The sequence below is a fragment of the Delftia sp. S65 genome (assembly GCF_016516495.1).
Taxonomy (GTDB): domain Bacteria; phylum Pseudomonadota; class Gammaproteobacteria; order Burkholderiales; family Burkholderiaceae_C; genus Comamonas; species Comamonas acidovorans.
This window is the reverse complement of record NZ_JACVUR010000017.1, coordinates 44,405-61,605: the sequence shown is the minus strand read 5'-3', so window position 1 is coordinate 61,605 and position 17,201 is coordinate 44,405. Positions and strand designations below refer to the sequence as shown.

Below are 17,201 nucleotides of genomic sequence, written 5' to 3'. Positions count from 1 at the left end.
ACGTCATTGTTCTTTCATGCTGTCGCGCCCATGTCCGCCCTGCCAGAATTTTCATTCGCCCGCCGAGAGTCACAGCCCATGCTGGACGAAGCGCTGCACCGATGGGGCGGGAGCGATGACCTCTGGATCTTTGGCTACGGCTCGCTGATCTGGCGGCCGGATTTCGATTTCTGCGAACGCCGCACGGCGCGTGTCTTTGGCTGGCACCGGGCGCTGAAGATGTGGAGCACCATCAACCGCGGCACCCCCCAGAACCCTGGCTTGGTCTTTGGCATGCTGTCCGGCGGCAGCTGCCAGGGCATGGTGTTCCGCATTCCCCGGCACCACGGCCATGACGTCATGAGAAAGCTGTGGCAGCGCGAGATGGCCAATGCCGTCTATGACCCCCGCTGGCTGCCCTGCCGCACCGGCCAGGGCACGGTGCAGGCGCTGGCGTTCACGCTGTCCCGGCAAAGCCCCAATCACACGGGCGAGCTGGCGCCCGAAGACTATCGCCGCATCTTCAGCGAGGCCAAGGGCATCTACGGCAGCACGCATGACTATGCGCGCGCAACCTTCGATGAGCTCAAGCGCCTGGGCATCCGGGACCGCGCGCTCCAGCGCCTGCTCAGCTACGCGGGCCAGCCCGACGCAGGCGCGCGGCAAGGCTCCGTTTGACGCCATCGCCGCGCACGGCCACAGAACGCTGTGCTCTCCGACAGGGCCGCCGTATCGCACGCTGCATGATGGCGGCTGCGCGCCATGCGCCCCCGTGACTTTTTCAGTTCCCATTCCAAACAGGAGATTGCCGCCATGCCTTTGAACGCTTCCCAATCCAGCCACGCCGCCACTTCGCAGCCCTCCACCCCGTCCACCGCCGTGAAGCTGTTGATGGCTGCCGGCATGGTGCTGGCCCTGGGCGCCTGTGGCAGCCAGCCCAAGCCTCCTGCCGCAGCCTCCGCCTCGACCCCGGCAGCCGTCACGACAGCGCCCGCCTCCCGCAATGTGGCCATGGCCCAGCTGCAGCCCACGCAAGGCAGCAAGGTCAGCGGCAGCCTGCAGTTCACCGCACAGGCCGATGGCAGCGTGCGCGTGCAAGGCTCCGTCCAGGGGCTGGCACCGAACAGCGAGCACGGCTTTCACGTCCATGAAAAAGGCGATTGCTCCAGCCCTGACGGCCTGAGCGCGGGCGGCCACTTCAACCCAACCGGCCAGGCCCATGGCCGCTTCGATTCCGCGGCCCATCACACGGGCGACCTGCCCAGCCTGCGATCCGATGCGCAAGGCATGGCAAGCATCGACTTCGTATCGCGCGGCCTGGCATTGGACCAGGGCCCCAACAGCGTGGTGGGTCGTGGCCTGATCGTGCACAAGGACCCGGACGACTACACCACGCAGCCCACCGGCAATTCGGGGGCGCGCCTGGCCTGTGCGGTGATCACGCGCGGATGATGTGCTCGGCCGGGTCTGCGTTCAGCGCAGGCAGTCGCGCAGCCACGCCGCGCACTGCTCGGCGCGCGCGCCCGGCCATTGGATGCTGACCGTGGTGTCGCCACGGCGCAGCTCGACATGAATGGTGTCGGCAGCGCCCGCGCTGCCCTCACCGCTCAAGCTGCCGATTAGCCGCCCCCACCAGCCACGGCCCCGCAGGTCTTGGGCCGTGGAGGAGAGCTCCGAAGCTGGCGCTGGTGCTGGCGAATTCCGGGCTTGCACCACCGTTTCCCTGGCTGGCTCGGAGGCCGGCGCGGGCGCGACAGGTGCAGGCGCCTGCATGGTCGCCTCGCCCGCAGCGGGCTCCCCTCCCCCGCCTTCGAGCCGCGCGGCCAGATTGTTACCGAACTCCTCCCATATTCGGTCGGCCTTGGTCTTCATTACGCTCAGGCCGAAGGCGCCCAGACGGCCCAGCAGGTCCACGTCGATCTTGATGCGCAGTTCGGTGCCTCCATCCGGCGTGGCGCTCAGGAAGATTTCACTGCGCTGCTTGAGCGAGCTGGCCACCGAGGTGTCTTCTCCCGTTCCTTCCACGCGCAGATACTCGGGAGCGCGTTGCTCGACGATACGTGTGCGCAGCTTGAATCTGGCGCTGATGAAGGAGATCTTCTGGTGCATCACCGCCACGTATTCGGTGGGACTGACCACTTCGATGGACTGCATGCCCGGCACGGCACCTCCCATGACCTGGGGATCGAGCAACAAGGCCCATACCCGCTCTCGCGAGGCCGAAACAGTCAGGGTTTTCTCAATTTCCATGCATTTTCTCCGCGGCCACAAGGACCGATTCCACGATCTGGGTGTAGCCCGTGCAACGGCACAGGTTGCCGTTGAGGCCATGGCGAACTTCGTCCGCGCCGGGAAGGGGGTTACGCCCCAGCAGATCGCAGGCGGCCATGATGAAGCCCGGTGTGCAGTAGCCGCACTGCAGGCCGCCGCATTGCATGAAGCTTTGCTGCAGCGGGTGCAGCCGTTGTGACGGGTCTGCGCCCGCACCCCCAGCAATACGGTCGGCCAGGCCTTCGATGGTGGTGAGCGCGCGGCCCTGGACCTGCACGGCCAGCAGCAGGCAGGACTTCACCACTTCGCCATCCAGCAGCACCGAGCAGGCGCCGCACACGCCCGTCTCGCAGCCGCGCTTGGTGCCCGTCAGGTGCAGGTCATCACGCAGAAAATCCGACAGCAGCCGGCGCGCAGGCACGTCCACGCTGCAGGGCTCGCCGTTGACGGTGCATTCGATGCGATGTCGGCTCATGCCAGCTCTCCTTGTTCCAGTGCCAGGTCCAGGCCAAACAGTTCGGCCACGGTGCGCCGCACGTTGACGCGCACCATTTCTCGGCGGAAATCCGCCGAGCCGCGCAGGTCCGAAACCGGTGTGATGTCGGCCGCGACGATGTCACCCGCCTCGGCCGCCAAGGCCCAGGTGAGGGCACGGCCTTCAAGAAAGCCCTCGGCGCGCCGCTGGCGCACGGGTATGGGCGTAGAGGCGCCCACGACGAGACGCGCGTCGCGGCAGATGCCCCCGGCGGTGTGCGCCACCAGGGCCACGCTGGCCAGCGGCCGGTGTTCGGCCGCTGTGCGCAGAAAGCGCGTGTACACACCGCTGCGCCGGTCGTCTCCTTGCCCCATGGGCGGCACGCGGATCTCGCTGACGATCTCGTCGCCTTCCAGCGCCGTGGCGTAGTAGTCGACCAGGAAGTCCTCGATGTCCAACAGGCGCTCGCCTCTTGCGCTGGCCAGCACGATCTGGGCGCCCAATGCCATCAGGCAGCCGGGCGGGTCGGTGGAGGGGTCGGCATAGCAGAGATTGCCGCCCACCGTGCCCTGATTGCGCACCTGCGGGTTGGCCATGCGCTGCGCCATGCCGGCCAGGACAGGATAGTGATGCGACACCAGCGGCGAGGCCGCCAGTTCGGCATGGCGCACCAGGGCGCCAATACGCAGGCCACGCACCGGGTCGAAGTCCAGGCCGCGCAACGCATCGATGCCAGCCAGCGAGACCAGGTGCGTGGGCGCGAGCATGCGCTGGCGCATGCCCAGCATCAAGGCCGTGCCGCCGGCGATCACGCGGCAGTCCTCGCCCAGTTCGGCCAGCAACCGGCTGGCCTCCGCCACCGAGGTGGGCTCCAGGAAGTCGAAGTCATGCATGACGGCCCTCCTCGGCGCGTGCGCGCAGCGCCGCCAGGATTTTTTCGGGCGTGATCGGCAGATCGCATATGCGCACGCCGATGGCGTCGTACACGGCGTTGGCGATGGCAGGCGCTCCCGGCAGGATGGCGGTTTCGCTGGCCCCTTTGGCGCCATAGGGGCCGTTGGGGTCGTTGGACTCGACAAAGCCGCCGCGCAGCAAGGGCACGGCGTCGGCCGTTGGCATGGTGTAGTCGGCGAAGTTGCCGTTGGCCAGGCGCCCGCCTTCCAGGTGCAGTTGCTCGTAAAGGGCCCAGCCCATGGCCTGGACGGTGGCCCCGTTGGTCTGCCCATGGATGGCGACGGGGTTCAGCGCCTTGCCGCAGTCGTCGGCCACATAGCTGTCAAGCACCCGGACCTGGCCGGTTTCCGTATCGACCTCGACCTCCACTGCCTGGGCCGCGAAGGAATAGGCCGGCGCGATGTTGCCGTGCAGCTGGGCGTCGTGCATCTGCGTCTGGGCATCCCAGGTGTGGCTGACCTGTATGCCCTCGCCGCCATGGCGCCAGATGTGCTGGCGTGCGAGCTCGGCCATGCCTGCCGCACGGTCGGTGCCGCGCACGCGCACCTGACCATCGGCCAGCTCCAGGTCGTCGACCTGCGCCTCCAGCACGACGGCGGCCAGGGCCAGCAGCTTGCTGCGGGCCGCCTGCGCGGCACCTATGGCGGCATTGCCTGCAGCCATGGTCACGCGCGAGGCCAGCGAGCCTATGGCGAAGGGCGTGCTGTCCGTGTCGGGTGCGGCCACGCGGACCTGCGACAACGGCAGCGTGAGTTCATGGGCGACGATCTGGCTGAGCATGGTGGCCGCGCCCTGGCCCATGTCGCACTCGCCGCTGAGCACAAGCACCTGGCCATCCTCATGGATGCGCACCACCACGGTGGAGCCGTCCCAGTTGCCCATGGTGCGGTTGCCGCTGACATGCATGGCCGCGGCCATGCCCACGCCCCTGCGGCGGGCGCCAAGGGCCTGGCGGGGGCGGGCGCGCTTGCCGCGCCAGTCGATGGCATCGGTGGCCTGGTCTATGCACTCCTTGAGGCCGGCGCTGCCGATCTTCCAGCCATGCACTGTCACGTCGCCGGCTTGCACTGCATTGAGCTTGTGGACTTCGGCCGGATCCAGCCCCAGCTGCTCGGCCATGATGTGGATGTGGCTGTTGAGCGCGAACAGCATCTGCGTACCGCCAAAGCCGCGGAACGCGCCGTGCGGCGGGTTGTTGGTATAGACCAGGGTGGCGTGCGATCGGACGTTGCCCTGCCTGTGCATGTTGTCGCTGCGCATGGCACTGACGTGCATGACCTCGGCCGACAGACCCGCATAGGCACCGCACTCGGCGACGATGTGCACCTGCTTGGCGAGGATGCGGCCATCACGCGCCATGCCCAGCTTGAGCGTGATGCGCTCGGGGACACTGGAGCAGCAGGCCAGGAAGTCCTCCAGCCGGTTGTTGACCAGGCGCACGGGCCGCCCGGTGTGCAGGGCCAGCAGGCCCGCCACGAGCTGGTTGTCGTCCTCGACGATCTTGCCGCCAAAGCCGCCGCCCGTGGTGGCCTGCACCACGCGGATGGCGGACACCGGCAGCTCCAGCGCCGCCGCCAGCCGGGCACGCGCCAGGAAAACCGACTGCGTGGAGGTCTGTACCAACAGGCGGCCATCGGCGTCGATGGAGGCCAGGGTTGCCATGGGTTCCAGGTAGCCCGGGTACTGCGCATGCGTGGTGTACATGGCTTCGTGAACCAGATCAGCTGCGGCGAATCCGGCATCGGTATCGCCGCGCTCGAAGCGGATCTCGTGGGCGATGTTGCCCCGGCCCGGATGAACGCCGGGCGCTTCTTCATCCAGGGCTTCCTCGGGCGACAGGATGGCGGGCAGTTCTTCGTACTCGACCTCGATCAGGTCCAGCGCATCGCGGGCGATCTCTTCTGTGGCGGCAGCCACGGCTGCCACCTCTTCCCCCGCAAAGCGCACCAGGCCGTCGGCCAGGATGCGCCGCTCCTTGTGGCTCACGCCCCAGGGCGTGCGCGGTGCATCTGCCCCGGTCAGCACGGCTTTCACACCGGGCAGCGCACGCGCTGCAGCAATGTCGATGCGCACGATGCGCGCATGCGGATAGGGGCTGCGCAACAGCTTGGCATGCAGCATGCCCGGCAGCTTGAGGTCGCCCGCGTACTGGGCACGACCTAGTACCTTGGACAGCGCCGTGACCTGGGCCGTCTCGCGGCCCAGCGTGGAATTCGAGGTATTCATGTCATTCAGCGGTGATGCCGAGTTCGCGGATCACCTTGCCCAGGCGCTCGTAGTCGGCAGCGTTGACATCGGCCAGCACCTGCGGCGACCCGCCCACGGGCACGGCACCGAAGGTGGCCATCTTTGCCGCCACCTCCGGCATCCTGAGGATCTCGTTGAGATGGGTGTTCAAGGTCTGCACCACGGCGGCCGGCGTGCCCTTGGGCGCGAAGAAGCCATTCCAGGCACCCGCGGCGATGTCCCTGTAGCCCAGTTCCGCCAGCGAAGGCACATCGGGCAGCAGGGGCGAACGCTTCGGGTCGGTCACGGCCAGCGCGCGCAGCTTGCCCGCCTGGATGTACTGGGCCACCGGCCCCAGCGTGACGTAGGCCAGTCCTACATGGCCCGCTGCCACATCGTTGACGGCCGGTGCCACGCCGCGATAGGGCACATGCTGAATGCTCACTCCGGCAGCGCGGTTCAGCCACTCGGCACCTATGTGCATGGGCGAGCCTGCGCCGGGACTGGCGTAGCTGAGCGTCTTGCCGGCCTTGGCCGCAGCCACCATGTCGGCCACGCTTTTGAATCCCGTGGAGGGATGGGCCACGAGCAGCACGGCCTGGCTGGCGGTCTGCACCACGGGGGTGAAACCTTTCAAGGGGTCATAGGTCGCGGCAGGAGGGAGCCTCATCACCATGGGGGCGATGGTGAAGGGGTTGGGCGTGAACAGCAGCGTGTAGCCATCGGGCACGGCCCGCGCAACCAGGTTGTTGCCCACGGTGCCGCCCGCCCCGGGCCGGTTGTCCACCACCACGGGCTGGCGCAGACGCACCGTGAGCTTTTCGGCGAACAGGCGCGCCATGGCGTCCGTGTCACCACCTGCGGGATAGGCGACCACCACGGTGATCGGCCTGGCGGGGTAGTCCTGTGCAAATGCCGGACCACAGACAGCGGTGGCAAAAGCCAATGCTGCAATGGTCAGGCCTTGCCGACGATGGGGGGTCATCACTGGCTCCTTTGAAAGCGCGGACATGCATCGGTCAGATACGGGCATGGCAGCTGGGGCTGGCTATGGGATGAATTTATACGATTCATCCATGAAACATTGATCCTCAAAAGAATCAATGACGATTTTCTCCAGTAAGTTGATGAATCAACTTACTGAAAACACCGATTGACCTCTATTGAGTTCTCTAAAGAAATTCCACAAGACAAACATCAGGCAGCCTGTGAAACAATTAATGGGAACATGTCCATCCCACCTTCTCCTCTCCCTGTGCCCAGCACGCCCGCAGGCAATCCCTGGACCCACCTTGACGAGGCAGGCAGCAGCCTGACCGTCGATGCCTTTCTGACCACGCTGATGAGCCAGGTGGGCAATGCGCTGCGGCGCACCATCACCGTGCCCTATGCCGATACGGCGGGCTTGACGGTTTCGGAGTGGCGGCTGTTGGCCCTTGTCGCGCATGCAGGCGAGTTGCCGTTCAGCGCGCTGGTGGTGCAATCCACTTCGGACAAGGCCCTGGTGAGCCGGGCGCTGCGGCTGCTCGAGGAACGCGGCCTGGTGGCCCTGCTGGCGCAAGGCTCCACTCCACGCAAGAAGATCCTGTGCTCCATCACGCCTGCGGGCCGGCAGTTGCATGACGAGGTAATGCCCGTGGCCCGACAACACCAGGCCGCTGCTCTGCTGGCGCTGACGCAGGAGGAACGGGAGGTGATGTATCGGGCCTTGCTCAAACTGCGCGGTTATTGCCAAGGCAGCCAAGCCGACCCAGCGACCGAAGGCGGCCCCGCTACGGCAGACGGCGAAGCCTGAATTCAGCCCACTTCAGGCCGGTTCTGCAGCAACACCTCAGCGCGCGCCAGATCGTCCAGCGTATCGATGTCGGTGAGCACACCAGCATCGTCCACATCGACCTGAACCACATGTCCGGCTTCGCGCAGCGCCTTCAGCACAGGCGCCCCGCCCTTCTCTCCGCTCAACGCCATGAGCGCCGCGCCGCATGCGGCGCCGAAACCCACGGGATGTCCACGCTCGCCTTGATGGACAGGCTGGGCGGCTCGGGCCCCCGCATGCAATGCATCGGCCACTTTCAGCAAGGTCTGTGGACTCACCAGCGGCAGGTCGGCCGGCAAGACCAGCCAGCCTGGCGCATCGGCTGTGGCACGCACGGCAGCAGACAGCGAATCGCCCATTCCGGGGTGGCCCGCATCTTCCAGATGCCAGGGCAGGCCGCTGGCGCGGACGGCGGCCAGTGTGTGTTCCAGCACGGTGCTGCCGCCCAGCGGCGCGGCGAGCTTGTGCATGGTGCCGCCCGACGCGCGGAAACGCTCGCCACGGCCCGAGGCGAGGATGATCACGCAGGGGCGGCCTTTGAAGTCTCTGAGCATGCGCAACTCTAGCGCAGCAAATGGCAGGTCGGGCGCAGGCACAATGCAGGCCATGAGCAGCATTTCCACCTCGATCGCCGATCTGCGCAAAAGCTACGAGCGCGCGGAACTGAGCGAATCGGCCTCCCTGGCCGATCCGCTGCAACAGTTTGACCAATGGCTGCAGGAAGCCCTGAGCGCCCAGGTGCCCGAGCCCAATGCCATGACGCTGGCCACCGTGGGCGGCGACCTGCGGCCCAGCACGCGCATCGTGCTCATCAAGGGCTACGACGAGCGCGGCCTGGTCTGGTACACGAACTACGACAGCCGCAAGGGCCAGCAACTGGCGGGCAATCCGTTTGCAGCGCTGCAGTTCCACTGGGTGGAGCTTGAGCGCGTGGTGCGCATCGAGGGCCGCGTGGAAAAGGTCAGCGATGCCGAAAGCGATGCCTACTTCAACAGCCGCCCGCTGGACTCGCGCATCGGTGCCTGGGCCAGTCCGCAAAGCCAGGTCATCAGCGGCCGCAGCGTGCTGGTGGCCAATGCGGCCAAGTACGGCGCGCAATTCCTGCTGAACCCGCCGCGCCCGCCGCACTGGGGCGGATTCAGGCTGGTGCCCGAGCGCTGGGAATTCTGGCAAGGCCGCAAGAGCCGCCTGCATGACCGCCTGTGCTACCAGCTGGAATCTGGAACCTGGCTGCGCCAGCGCCTGGCGCCCTGATCCCCCGGATTGCCGGCGCTGCTCCTGCTGAAACCCGTCAGCCCAGCAGACGCTGGGCCAGCCACAGCATCAGCGGCACGGTAAGCAAGGCCAGCGCCGTGGACACCGCAATGCTGGCGGATACCTCCTCCTGCATCACGCCATAGCGCTGCGTGAACAGGAACACGTTGGCCCCCACGGGCAGTGCAGCCGCCGTGAACATCACGGCCACTGGCAGGCCGCCCAGACCGAAGGCCCAGGCCAGCGCAAGCAGCAGCAGCGGATGCACCAGGTTCTTGACCAGCGCGATGCCCACGGCCTCGCGCAGGTTCTGGCCCACCTTGGTATAGGCCAGGGTCACACCCACCAGCAGCAGCGCCATGGGGCCCAGTGCCTGGCCCAAGACCTGCAGTGAGCGATCCACCACGCCAGGAAGAGCCAGACCGGTCTGTGCGAACAGCAGGCCGGCGAGTATGGGCAGCGGCACAGGATGAACGATGCCGTTGCGCACCGCCTGCAGCACCGTGCGCCACATGGGGCGCGGCGCGCTCTGGCCCGACCGCTGGTGCTCGCGAGCCTCGGCCAGCTCGAACACGATGGTGGCCGCCGTGAGCAGAATCAGCGCGTGCAGCGAAACGAGGGTGAACAGCGTGACCAATCCGTCCTCCCCGTAGACCAGCCCCACCAACGGCACGCCGATCATGACGGTGTTGCTGAACATGTTGGCCAGCCCCCGCGCGGCCGAACGCGTGGAAAAACCGCCCAGGACCATGGACACCCCGAAGATCAGCGCAGTCGCCAGGAAATACAGCGCCACGGGCTGAAAGTCCAGCTCCTGCACGCGCACCGCGCCCATGGTGCGGAACAGCAGCGCCGGCGTGAGCACCAGGAAAACGAGGTTGGACAAATCCTTGATGGCGGCGGCCCGCACCCAGCCCAGACGGGCGGCGAGAAAACCTGCGCCAATGCAAAGAATGACGGGGATGAGGGAAGCAAAGACGGGAGAGTTCACTGAAGCGGGATCGGGAAGCTGCGCCTGCGCAGGTTGGCGGCGCGCGCAGATTATGCGCCGCAGGCCAGGCCCTGCCTCATTCAGGCTTCTTCCAGGGCCTCGAAGGCCTGGGTCAGATGGTCGATGAGCAACCGCACGGCGGGCAATTGCCCGCGCCAGGATGCGTACACCGCATGGATCAGCTCGCGGCGCGGCTCCCAGTCGGGCAGGACGACCAGGCACTGCGCCCTTTCGGCCAGCACACGCAGCATGGTCATTGTTCTTTATTCAGGACGATGAAGGCAAATTTTGCTATCTACCGCATTCATCGTTCAAATCCTAAGATTCTCCCATGTGCAAAAAGTGGCTGGCGCTAACGCTGCGGCAGCCACGATTCCCAAGGAGAAGCAAATGCTCAAGAAGATGCTCGGCGTCTACAGCGCTCCCCGTGCCCATTGGGTGGGCGACGGCTTTCCCGTGCGCTCGCTGTTCAGCTATGGCAACCATGGTGCGGCTCTGAGTCCCTTTCTGCTGCTGGACCACGCAGGCCCCGCCAGCTTCGAGCCGGCATCCCAGCCTCGCGGCGTGGGCGTGCATCCGCACCGCGGCTTCGAGACCGTGACCATCGTCTATGAGGGCGAAGTCGAGCACCGGGACTCGACCGGCGCTGGCGGGCTGATCGGCCCTGGCGACGTGCAGTGGATGACGGCTGGCGCGGGCATCCTGCATGAGGAATTCCATTCCCATGCGTTCACCGAACGCGGCGGGCGGCTGGAGATGGTGCAGCTGTGGGTGAACCTGCCCGCCAGGGACAAGTCGGCTGCGCCTGGCTACCAGACCCTGGTGGATGGACAGATCCCGTCTGTGGAACTGCCAGGCGGCTCGGGCCGGGTGCGGGTGATTGCCGGAGCCTTTGGCAACAGCCAGGGGCCGGCGCGCACCTTCACGCCCATCAATGTCTGGGATCTGCGCCTGAAAGCCGGCAGCACCACCGAGCTGCGCGCCAAGCCAGGACATACGCTGGCCCTGGTCGTGCTGCATGGTACGGTGCTGGTCAACGACGGCGAGGTTGTTCGCGAAGGGCAGTTGGTGCACTTCGATCGCGAGGCTAATCTGGTGCGCCTGGAGGTCAACAACGACGCCACCGTGCTGTGGCTGGAGGGCGAGCCCATTGCAGAGCCCGTGGTGGGCCACGGCCCGTTCGTGATGAACAGCGAGGCCGAGATCCGCGAGGCCATTGCCGACTTCAATGCCGGCCGATTCGGGCGCATGGCGGCTTGACCGCTGCGGTCCCTGTCCTGAAGACAGGGGCCGCCTTCTGCCCTCCCCTTGCTTCCCCTGGACCAGCGCTTGCGATCACCAGCGCGCAAAGCCGGCGCGGGTGCTTGAAAGTGCACAACACACTCTAGAGACATGCCAAGGACTCGAATCCAGGCCGAAAGGCCCTTTTTCTGGCGACTTGTCGCCACTGGTGTTCATCAGTCGATAACAAGGTTGCCACTTGATTTCATGTAAGTTACATTGAACAACTCCATTGGTTGACTCGTTTTGTTCTCAACGCCCATGACTTCATCACCCTCTCAGGCACCCGCTGCCGGCAAGCCGCCGTCCACTGTCCCCGACGGGCTGGCCCTGTTCCGGCATTGGCTGGAAACCGAGGGTGCCAAGGGCTGGGATGCCCTGGACACGGCACCCGACAGCGGCTACGAAAAGGTATGGCGTGCCTGGCTGCGCAGCCTGGGCGATGCCGGCATGTCAGCCAAAGAAGGTCCCCCCTCCTCGGCCCCGCCGAAAGGCAAAGTCAAGGCGAAGGCCCGCGCCTGGCAACAGGCCACCGCCGTTGATGTCCAGAATTTCCTGCGCCCGCGCGAAGGCCAGTTGTCGGGCCACCAGCCCGGCCGCCGCATCAGCGAGGTCACGCGCAGGCGCTACTGGCGATTGCTGGAACGCATTTACGACCATGCGCTGGACCACGGCTGGGTCAGCGCCAATCCCGCCACAGGGCTGGCGCCGCAGGAACGCCCACCTGCCGAAGACGGCCAGGGCCATTGCCTTCCCGCGCCACTGTGGAATGCCCTGCCCCGCCACATACCGATGGCCGACGGCTTTCAGTCGGCGCGCGACCGCGCCATCTTGCTGCTGCTGTACGAACTGGCGCTGGCGCCCGAGGAGGTGCGCGGCCTGTGCTGGCGCGATGTGCAATGCGCCGGACCAGGCGATGGCCTCCCCTGTCAATTGCATATCGATGGCGCACGCGCCGCGCAGCAGCGCACGCTGGATCTATCGGAAACGGTGGTGAAGGCGCTGCAGGACTGGAAAGGCTTCAGCGCCGGCCAGCGCGGGCCGGAGGCCGTTCAACCCGATGCCACGGTCTTTTATTCGCGTGAGGGGCAGCCGCTGTCGGTGCGCGTGCTGTTCCATGTGGCGTCGCAACTGATACAGCGCGCCCATGCCGCGCAGCCTGCCTCGGCGCAGCAGGCGCCGCTGCACCGCGTCGGCCCGCAGGTGCTGCGCAACACGGCCATCGTGCAGTGGCTGCGCGCGGGCCGTGCCGAGACCGAAGTCGTGCAGTGGATAGGCGTTGACAGCGCGCGCGCCCTGCGCCATCTGCAGCATTACCTGTAGCAGACGGCGCTGGTGCGCAGCGGGCAGTTCGCCCTGGAGTGCGTTCTTAGAACGACACCTTCACGCCCACCGTGATGTTGCGCCCCATCAGCGGCGCAGCGTTCTTGATGAACGAGGTGTGGGCGAAGGCCAGGCGGTTGGTCAGGTTGTTGCCCTTGATGAAGAACTGCCAGGGCATGCCACCCGAGGTGCGCAGCGTGTAGCTGGCAGAGACGTTGAGCATGCCGTAGCCGTCCGTCTCGGTCTCATAGGCGGTGACGCGGTTCTGGCGCAGCACCTGCACCCATTCGGCCTGGGCATCCCAGCCCTTGTAGAAGGTGTCCACGCGCAGGCCCACGCGCGCAGCGGGGATGCGCGGCAAGGCGGAGCCGTCTTCCAGCCGCGCACGCACGGCGTCACCGAACAGGGTCACGCCCCACTGGCGCGACAGCTTCTGGCGCACCTGGCCCTCCACGCCGGTGAAGCGTGCATCGGCCTGGGTGTACTGCAGCAGTTGCAGGCCGTCGTGCTCATCCAGCGTGGCGCCGTAGATATAGCCCTTGACGCGATGGTGGAAGGCATTGACGCTGAACGTGGTGTCGCCTGCCGTCTTGCGCAGACCGATGTCCAGCGCCTGCGAGCGTTCGCGCTTGAGGTCGGCATTGCCGCGCTCATAGGTGGAAGTCGCCATGTGCAGGCCGTTGGCGTACAGCTCCTCGGCCGTGGGCAGGCGGTTGCCCTGCGTCAGCGAAGCCGAGAGGCTATAGCCCGGGGTGAACTTCCACACCGAGCCCAGCGAGAACGATGTGCCGCTGTGGCTACGCGAGATGCCGCTTTGCTGGGCGTCCACGGTCTGGCGCTCGTGGCGCAGCGCAGCCTGCCAGCGCCAGTCCTGCCAGCGGTATTCCTCCAGCAGGTAGATGCTGTTGCGGCGGGTTTCGGTGGGCTGCACATAGGCCTCCTCCCCCTCGGCGCTGAATTTGCGCTGCACGGTCTGCAGGCCGATGACGCCGCGCCAGCCGGCGATGGGCTCCAGCTCTGCCTCCACGCGCAGGTCATGGGCGCGGTTCTTGAACGTGGTCGAGACCTGGCCACCTTCGATCTCGTCATGGCGATAGTCGGTCCAGCCACCGCGCACGCGCAGCGCCGCGATGCCAGCCGTCGGATTGCGCCATTCGCCGCGCAGATCCCAGCGCTCGCTGTTGAGATCGACCACCGGCACGCTGCCATGGTCGTGATCGTGTTCGTCGCCGCCATGGTCATGTCCGTCCTCGTCGCCGTGGTCATGGCCGCCGCAGTGCAGATGGTCGCCATGGGTGTGGCAGCCCTCGAAGCTGTGGTTGTGGCCTGGCAGGCCATAGCGCGCAGTCTGGCGCGTGTAGGCCAGGCCCAGGTAGCCTTGCGTGCCGATCCAGGACAGGCCCAGGCTGCCCGTGTCCGTGCGGTTGAAGCTGCCGCCCACGCGCCCCTGGGACTGGCCGTTGGGCGCCCAGCCGCTGCCCACGCGGTAGTCGCCGGCATCGCGCGCCATGCCCTCGGCGTGGATGGCCAGCTGGCCGGCGCCGCCCGTCAGCGAGAAAGCGCCCGCCGTCTCGCCCGCGCCGGTGCTGCCGCGCAGCTGGGCCGAGCCCGTGATGCCGTTCTTGGGAATGGACGTGGGAATCTTGTCGTCCAGGATGTTGACCACACCGCCCATGGCGCCACCGCCGCCGTAGATCAGCGCCGAGGGGCCGCGCAGCACTTCGATCTGCGTGGCGAGCATGGGCTCGCTGGCCACGGCATGGTCAGGGCTGATGGTGGACGCATCGTGCAGCTCGGAGCCATCGCTGAGGATTTGCACGCGCGGGCCGTCCATGCCGCGGATGATGGGCCGACTTGCGCCTGCGCCGAAATGGCTGGCATGGATGCCGGGCTCGCCGTCCAGCGTCTCGCCCAGCGTGGCCGCCTGGCGCAGCGTGAGCACGTCGCCTTCCAGCACCGTGGCCGGCGTGGACATGTCGGCCGAGGTCAGGCCCAGGCCGCTGGCCTTGACCGTCACCTCATTGAGCACGGGGGCATCACTGCGCGGCGCGCCCGCATCGGCAGCAGCTGCGGCTGCAGGTCCTGATGCGGGCACGGGGTCGGCAGGCTCTGCCGCCATGGCCAGGCCGCCCGTCGCCGGGCCCAGCACGCCTGCCAGCAGCAGTTGCTGCAGCAGCGGGCGCAGTTTCGTCCTCTCCCCCTGCGCCTTGGCGTCCTGGTGGTATTGCTTTGTTGTCACTCTCATCACTGGTCTTCCCGGCAGCGGCCGGCCACGGCCCTGCGGGGCGTGGAAATCCGGGCGCTGCAAAAAAATGGCGTCGGAAGCGGACGGCCACGGCGCGCCCTGCAGGCGCATGCGGCCATCCGATCGGATATGCATTCAAGGAACTGCCGGACCTGGGCGCGGCGCCTTGTTGCGATCAATGCAGCAAGGCGCGGCCAAACGGCTGTGCAGGGCAGGCGCATGCAGCGCCAGTCCCGGAGATTCAAGCCGCCAGGTAGACAGTGATGGGATGCGGGGGACCCCGCGCATCGAAGAAGGCCGCCAGCATGCGGCCATCGCGCACGACGACCGGCTGGACGGGTTCGGCCTGCTCGCCCCAGAAAGGCGGCAGCACCACGGCGGATGGCGGCCCCGCCATGCCTTCGTGCAACTGGTCCAGCAGTTGGCAATCCGCCGGGCCGTGGCCCGAGAACAGCGCATGGACCCAATCGACAGGTGCATTGCAGGAAGTGGCAACCACCTCCACCGGGCCATGGAGCGTGGCTGCGGCCAGACCACCCGCGTGTACCACGCGGTGCATCTGGCCCAGCAGCGGCGCCAGGGCAATGGACCAGACCAGCAGCCAGGCCACCAGCCAGGCCCGACCCGGCACGGCGCCGCGCAACGCAAGCCTTGAGGCCTGCGCTGGCAAGTGACGTTCCGGGGGTTGCAAGGGCATGGAGGGATCAGGGGCTGGATGGGCAGCGCAGAGTGTATGCGCCAATTTGCGGGGCAGGTTTCACCATCCCGTCACAAAGACTGGCGATTGCTCACGGCGCCACACGGCGGGCAGGACCGCACTCAATGCGCATGACGCATGCCGCAGAACTTGCCCAGCGCCAGGCCCTTGCAATCGGCCTGCAGTTGCTTTTGGCATTGTTCATGGTCGCGGCCGGCGGCCAGGCACTGCGCGGCGGCTTCGTGGGCCTTGGCCATGGCGCGATGGCGTTCCATGTCGGCCCGGGCATGGGCATCGAGCGGCGCCGAGGCGCCCTGTGTCTTGGCGTCCGACTGGGCTTTCGCGTGGTCGTGGTCGTGGTCATGTGCCTGGGCTGCTGCGGCCAGGAAGACGGCGGCCAGGATCAAGGAAACGGAGCGCAATGGTGCAAGGGTCATGCGAAATCCTGAAGAGCTATGCAAGAGAAGAAAGGGGCTAGGGCGATCGCCTCAGGCGGACGGGGCATTTCGGGATGGCCCTGCACTGCTGCAGTCCTGGCACAGCCCTGTCACCGCCACATCGATGGCCCGGCCCTGCAGGCCGCTGGCGGCCAGCGCCTGGCGCAGTTGCAGCAAAGCGGCCTGCAGCGGCTCGCCGCCCCCACCGCCCTCGCCGCCCAGCCGAAAAGCGCTGTGGCAGTCCGCGCATTCGAAATGCGCAGCGGCATCGGCCTGCCTGCCCGCGCCCGGCACGGACCGGCCGTAGCGGGCCACGCGGGCAGCATCCACGCTGCGGCGCAACACACCGGCTGCCGCCAGACGGTCCAGCAGCCGGTAGACAGTGACGCGGTTGACCTGCACGCCCTGGGCGTGCAGGGCCGCTTCCACATCGGCTTCGCTCAGGAGTGCGTCGGCCCGCGACTCCCACATCGCCAGCACGGCCCGCGTGGCACGCGTCGAACGCATGCCGGCAGGTATGGGCAGGGAAGTGGGGATCGGCAAGGACATCGGTGATCAAAGGTCAGGCCGCTGAACACGGCAGGCAGCCAGGCGGCATTATCGCAACCGGGTTGCATTATGCCTGCGAATCACAACCGCTTACATCACGCGCCCCCACTAGCTCACGGCTTGACCCAGCGCGCAAAGGCGCCCCGGAACTTCTGCACCTTGGGCCCCACGACAAAGGCGCAGTAGCCCTGGTTGGGATGGTTGAGGAAGTAGTCCTGGTGATAGTCCTCTGCCGGCCAGTAGCTGGCCAGGGGCTGCACCTCGGTGACGATGGGCGCGTCGTAGGCGCCGGCCTGGGTGAGTTCGGAGATCAGCGTGCGCGCCACTTCGGCCTGTTGCTCATTCGTGGTGTAGATGCCGCTGCGGTACTGCGTGCCCACATCATTGCCCTGGCGGTTGAGCGTGGTCGGATCGTGCGTGCCGAAGAACACGGTGAGCAGGTCACGCAGCGGGATCACGGCAGGATCGAACTGCACGCGGATGACCTCGGAATGGCCGGTCTCGCCGGTGCAGATGTCTTCGTAGCTGGGATCGTCCAGATCGCCATTGGCGTAGCCGCTTTGCACGTCGCTCACGCCGCGCACGCGGTCGAAAACGGCTTCGGTGCACCAGAAACAGCCGCCGCCCAGATAAATGGTTTCAGTCGCCATATGCGCCTTTTCTGTGAAGAAATCGAAAAAATGACCACACGCAATGCATGCGG

At 66.8% G+C, this 17,201-nt stretch carries 18 protein-coding genes and 1 pseudogene; 6 read left to right on the top strand and 13 right to left on the bottom strand.

Translation table 11 applies throughout. The features are described from left to right. Positions 1-30 precede the first annotated feature (30 nt). Positions 31-657: a gamma-glutamylcyclotransferase gene (locus IAE24_RS15705; protein WP_013802273.1), complete on the top strand. Its 627-nt coding sequence runs from the start codon at positions 31-33 to the stop codon at positions 655-657. Between the two features lie 135 nt (positions 658-792). After that, complete coding sequence (locus IAE24_RS15700) at positions 793-1,431, top strand: superoxide dismutase family protein (RefSeq protein ID WP_199960884.1); 639 nt, start codon at positions 793-795, stop codon at positions 1,429-1,431. Between the two features lie 21 nt (positions 1,432-1,452). Here the strand turns inward: IAE24_RS15700 and IAE24_RS15695 are convergent, their stop codons facing one another. The 5 genes from IAE24_RS15695 to IAE24_RS15675 are packed head-to-tail and all read right to left on the bottom strand — an operon-like array spanning position 1,453 to position 6,890. Then, positions 1,453-2,229: a CoxG family protein gene (locus tag IAE24_RS15695; RefSeq protein WP_199960886.1), complete on the bottom strand. Its 777-nt coding sequence runs from the start codon at positions 2,227-2,229 to the stop codon at positions 1,453-1,455. Next, positions 2,219-2,725, bottom strand: a complete 507-nt coding sequence (locus IAE24_RS15690; protein ID WP_016447071.1) for a (2Fe-2S)-binding protein — start codon at positions 2,723-2,725, stop codon at positions 2,219-2,221. Before IAE24_RS15690 ends, IAE24_RS15695 begins: the two co-directional genes overlap by 11 nt. Next, positions 2,722-3,618 carry an FAD binding domain-containing protein gene (locus IAE24_RS15685; RefSeq protein WP_016447072.1) on the bottom strand — a complete coding sequence of 299 codons (897 nt, stop codon included), beginning with the start codon at positions 3,616-3,618 and terminating at the stop codon, positions 2,722-2,724. The genes IAE24_RS15690 and IAE24_RS15685 overlap by 4 nt, the downstream gene beginning before the upstream one ends. Then, positions 3,611-5,905, bottom strand: coding sequence for a xanthine dehydrogenase family protein molybdopterin-binding subunit (locus tag IAE24_RS15680; RefSeq protein ID WP_199960888.1), 2,295 nt, complete (start codon positions 5,903-5,905; stop codon positions 3,611-3,613). The genes IAE24_RS15685 and IAE24_RS15680 overlap by 8 nt, the downstream gene beginning before the upstream one ends. A 1-nt stretch (position 5,906) precedes the next feature. Next, entirely contained in the window at positions 5,907-6,890 is a 984-nt protein-coding gene (locus IAE24_RS15675) for a Bug family tripartite tricarboxylate transporter substrate binding protein (protein ID WP_016451723.1), read from the bottom strand. A gap of 243 nt (positions 6,891-7,133) precedes the next feature. On the opposite strand from IAE24_RS15675, the gene IAE24_RS15670 reads away from it, so the two are divergent. Then, positions 7,134-7,700 (top strand): MarR family winged helix-turn-helix transcriptional regulator, encoded by a 567-nt coding sequence (locus IAE24_RS15670; protein WP_013802266.1) that lies wholly within the window; start codon positions 7,134-7,136, stop codon positions 7,698-7,700. Between the two features lie 2 nt (positions 7,701-7,702). Here the strand turns inward: IAE24_RS15670 and IAE24_RS15665 are convergent, their stop codons facing one another. Next, a complete protein-coding gene (locus IAE24_RS15665) occupies positions 7,703-8,275 on the bottom strand; it encodes a nucleotidyltransferase family protein (RefSeq protein WP_063325992.1) in 573 nt (190 codons plus the stop codon). Between the two features lie 52 nt (positions 8,276-8,327). Between IAE24_RS15665 and pdxH the strand changes: the two genes are divergently transcribed. Further along, positions 8,328-8,975, top strand: a complete 648-nt coding sequence (gene pdxH, locus IAE24_RS15660; RefSeq protein WP_043796748.1) for a pyridoxamine 5'-phosphate oxidase — start codon at positions 8,328-8,330, stop codon at positions 8,973-8,975. A 37-nt stretch (positions 8,976-9,012) separates the two neighbouring features. Here pdxH and IAE24_RS15655 read toward each other — a convergent pair whose 3' ends face one another. Continuing rightward, positions 9,013-9,966 (bottom strand): AEC family transporter, encoded by a 954-nt coding sequence (locus IAE24_RS15655; protein ID WP_063325991.1) that lies wholly within the window; start codon positions 9,964-9,966, stop codon positions 9,013-9,015. An 80-nt stretch (positions 9,967-10,046) separates the two neighbouring features. Continuing rightward, positions 10,047-10,178 (bottom strand): annotated as a pseudogene (locus IAE24_RS15650) (LysR family transcriptional regulator); the annotation flags it as partial. A 178-nt stretch (positions 10,179-10,356) separates the two neighbouring features. Here IAE24_RS15650 and IAE24_RS15645 point away from each other — a divergent pair. Both IAE24_RS15645 and IAE24_RS15640 read left to right on the top strand, forming a co-directional pair. After that, entirely contained in the window at positions 10,357-11,226 is an 870-nt protein-coding gene (locus tag IAE24_RS15645) for a pirin family protein (RefSeq protein WP_199960889.1), read from the top strand. 282 nt (positions 11,227-11,508) lie between these two features. Beyond that, positions 11,509-12,570 carry a tyrosine-type recombinase/integrase gene (locus IAE24_RS15640; protein WP_199960891.1) on the top strand — a complete coding sequence of 354 codons (1,062 nt, stop codon included), beginning with the start codon at positions 11,509-11,511 and terminating at the stop codon, positions 12,568-12,570. 46 nt (positions 12,571-12,616) lie between these two features. On the opposite strand, the gene IAE24_RS15635 is transcribed toward IAE24_RS15640, so the two are convergent. The 5 genes from IAE24_RS15635 to msrA all read right to left on the bottom strand — a co-directional run bounded on the left by IAE24_RS15635 (position 12,617) and on the right by msrA (position 17,148). Further along, a complete protein-coding gene (locus tag IAE24_RS15635) occupies positions 12,617-14,815 on the bottom strand; it encodes a TonB-dependent receptor domain-containing protein (RefSeq protein WP_099751070.1) in 2,199 nt (732 codons plus the stop codon). Positions 14,816-15,056: 241 nt separating this feature from the next. Then, positions 15,057-15,512, bottom strand: a complete 456-nt coding sequence (locus tag IAE24_RS15630) for a hypothetical protein (RefSeq protein ID WP_063325987.1) — start codon at positions 15,510-15,512, stop codon at positions 15,057-15,059. Positions 15,513-15,634: 122 nt separating this feature from the next. Continuing rightward, positions 15,635-15,949 carry a hypothetical protein gene (locus tag IAE24_RS15625; protein WP_199960893.1) on the bottom strand — a complete coding sequence of 105 codons (315 nt, stop codon included), beginning with the start codon at positions 15,947-15,949 and terminating at the stop codon, positions 15,635-15,637. Between the two features lie 51 nt (positions 15,950-16,000). Beyond that, entirely contained in the window at positions 16,001-16,456 is a 456-nt protein-coding gene (locus IAE24_RS15620; protein WP_199960919.1) for a Fur family transcriptional regulator, read from the bottom strand. Positions 16,457-16,611: 155 nt separating this feature from the next. Beyond that, positions 16,612-17,148, bottom strand: a complete 537-nt coding sequence (msrA, locus tag IAE24_RS15615) for a peptide-methionine (S)-S-oxide reductase MsrA (RefSeq protein ID WP_034394147.1) — start codon at positions 17,146-17,148, stop codon at positions 16,612-16,614. Positions 17,149-17,201 lie beyond the last annotated feature (53 nt).

Bases quoted from the DNA above. Each gene is read 5' to 3' on its own strand.
- IAE24_RS15620 (WP_199960919.1), bottom strand. From the start codon at position 16,456: ATGCGTTCGACGCGTGCCACGCGGGCCGTGCTGGCGATGTGGGAGTCG.
- IAE24_RS15635 (WP_099751070.1), bottom strand. From the start codon at position 14,815: ATGAGAGTGACAACAAAGCAATACCACCAGGACGCCAAGGCGCAGGGG.
- IAE24_RS15680 (WP_199960888.1), bottom strand. From the start codon at position 5,905: ATGAATACCTCGAATTCCACGCTGGGCCGCGAGACGGCCCAGGTCACG.
- IAE24_RS15690 (WP_016447071.1), bottom strand. From the start codon at position 2,725: ATGAGCCGACATCGCATCGAATGCACCGTCAACGGCGAGCCCTGCAGC.
- IAE24_RS15705 (WP_013802273.1), top strand. From the start codon at position 31: ATGTCCGCCCTGCCAGAATTTTCATTCGCCCGCCGAGAGTCACAGCCC.
- msrA (WP_034394147.1), bottom strand. From the start codon at position 17,148: ATGGCGACTGAAACCATTTATCTGGGCGGCGGCTGTTTCTGGTGCACC.
- IAE24_RS15645 (WP_199960889.1), top strand. From the start codon at position 10,357: ATGCTCAAGAAGATGCTCGGCGTCTACAGCGCTCCCCGTGCCCATTGG.
- IAE24_RS15695 (WP_199960886.1), bottom strand. From the start codon at position 2,229: ATGGAAATTGAGAAAACCCTGACTGTTTCGGCCTCGCGAGAGCGGGTA.
- pdxH (WP_043796748.1), top strand. From the start codon at position 8,328: ATGAGCAGCATTTCCACCTCGATCGCCGATCTGCGCAAAAGCTACGAG.
- IAE24_RS15675 (WP_016451723.1), bottom strand. From the start codon at position 6,890: ATGACCCCCCATCGTCGGCAAGGCCTGACCATTGCAGCATTGGCTTTT.
- IAE24_RS15665 (WP_063325992.1), bottom strand. From the start codon at position 8,275: ATGCTCAGAGACTTCAAAGGCCGCCCCTGCGTGATCATCCTCGCCTCG.
- IAE24_RS15625 (WP_199960893.1), bottom strand. From the start codon at position 15,949: ATGACCCTTGCACCATTGCGCTCCGTTTCCTTGATCCTGGCCGCCGTC.
- IAE24_RS15700 (WP_199960884.1), top strand. From the start codon at position 793: ATGCCTTTGAACGCTTCCCAATCCAGCCACGCCGCCACTTCGCAGCCC.
- IAE24_RS15685 (WP_016447072.1), bottom strand. From the start codon at position 3,618: ATGCATGACTTCGACTTCCTGGAGCCCACCTCGGTGGCGGAGGCCAGC.
- IAE24_RS15630 (WP_063325987.1), bottom strand. From the start codon at position 15,512: ATGCCCTTGCAACCCCCGGAACGTCACTTGCCAGCGCAGGCCTCAAGG.
- IAE24_RS15640 (WP_199960891.1), top strand. From the start codon at position 11,509: ATGACTTCATCACCCTCTCAGGCACCCGCTGCCGGCAAGCCGCCGTCC.
- IAE24_RS15670 (WP_013802266.1), top strand. From the start codon at position 7,134: ATGTCCATCCCACCTTCTCCTCTCCCTGTGCCCAGCACGCCCGCAGGC.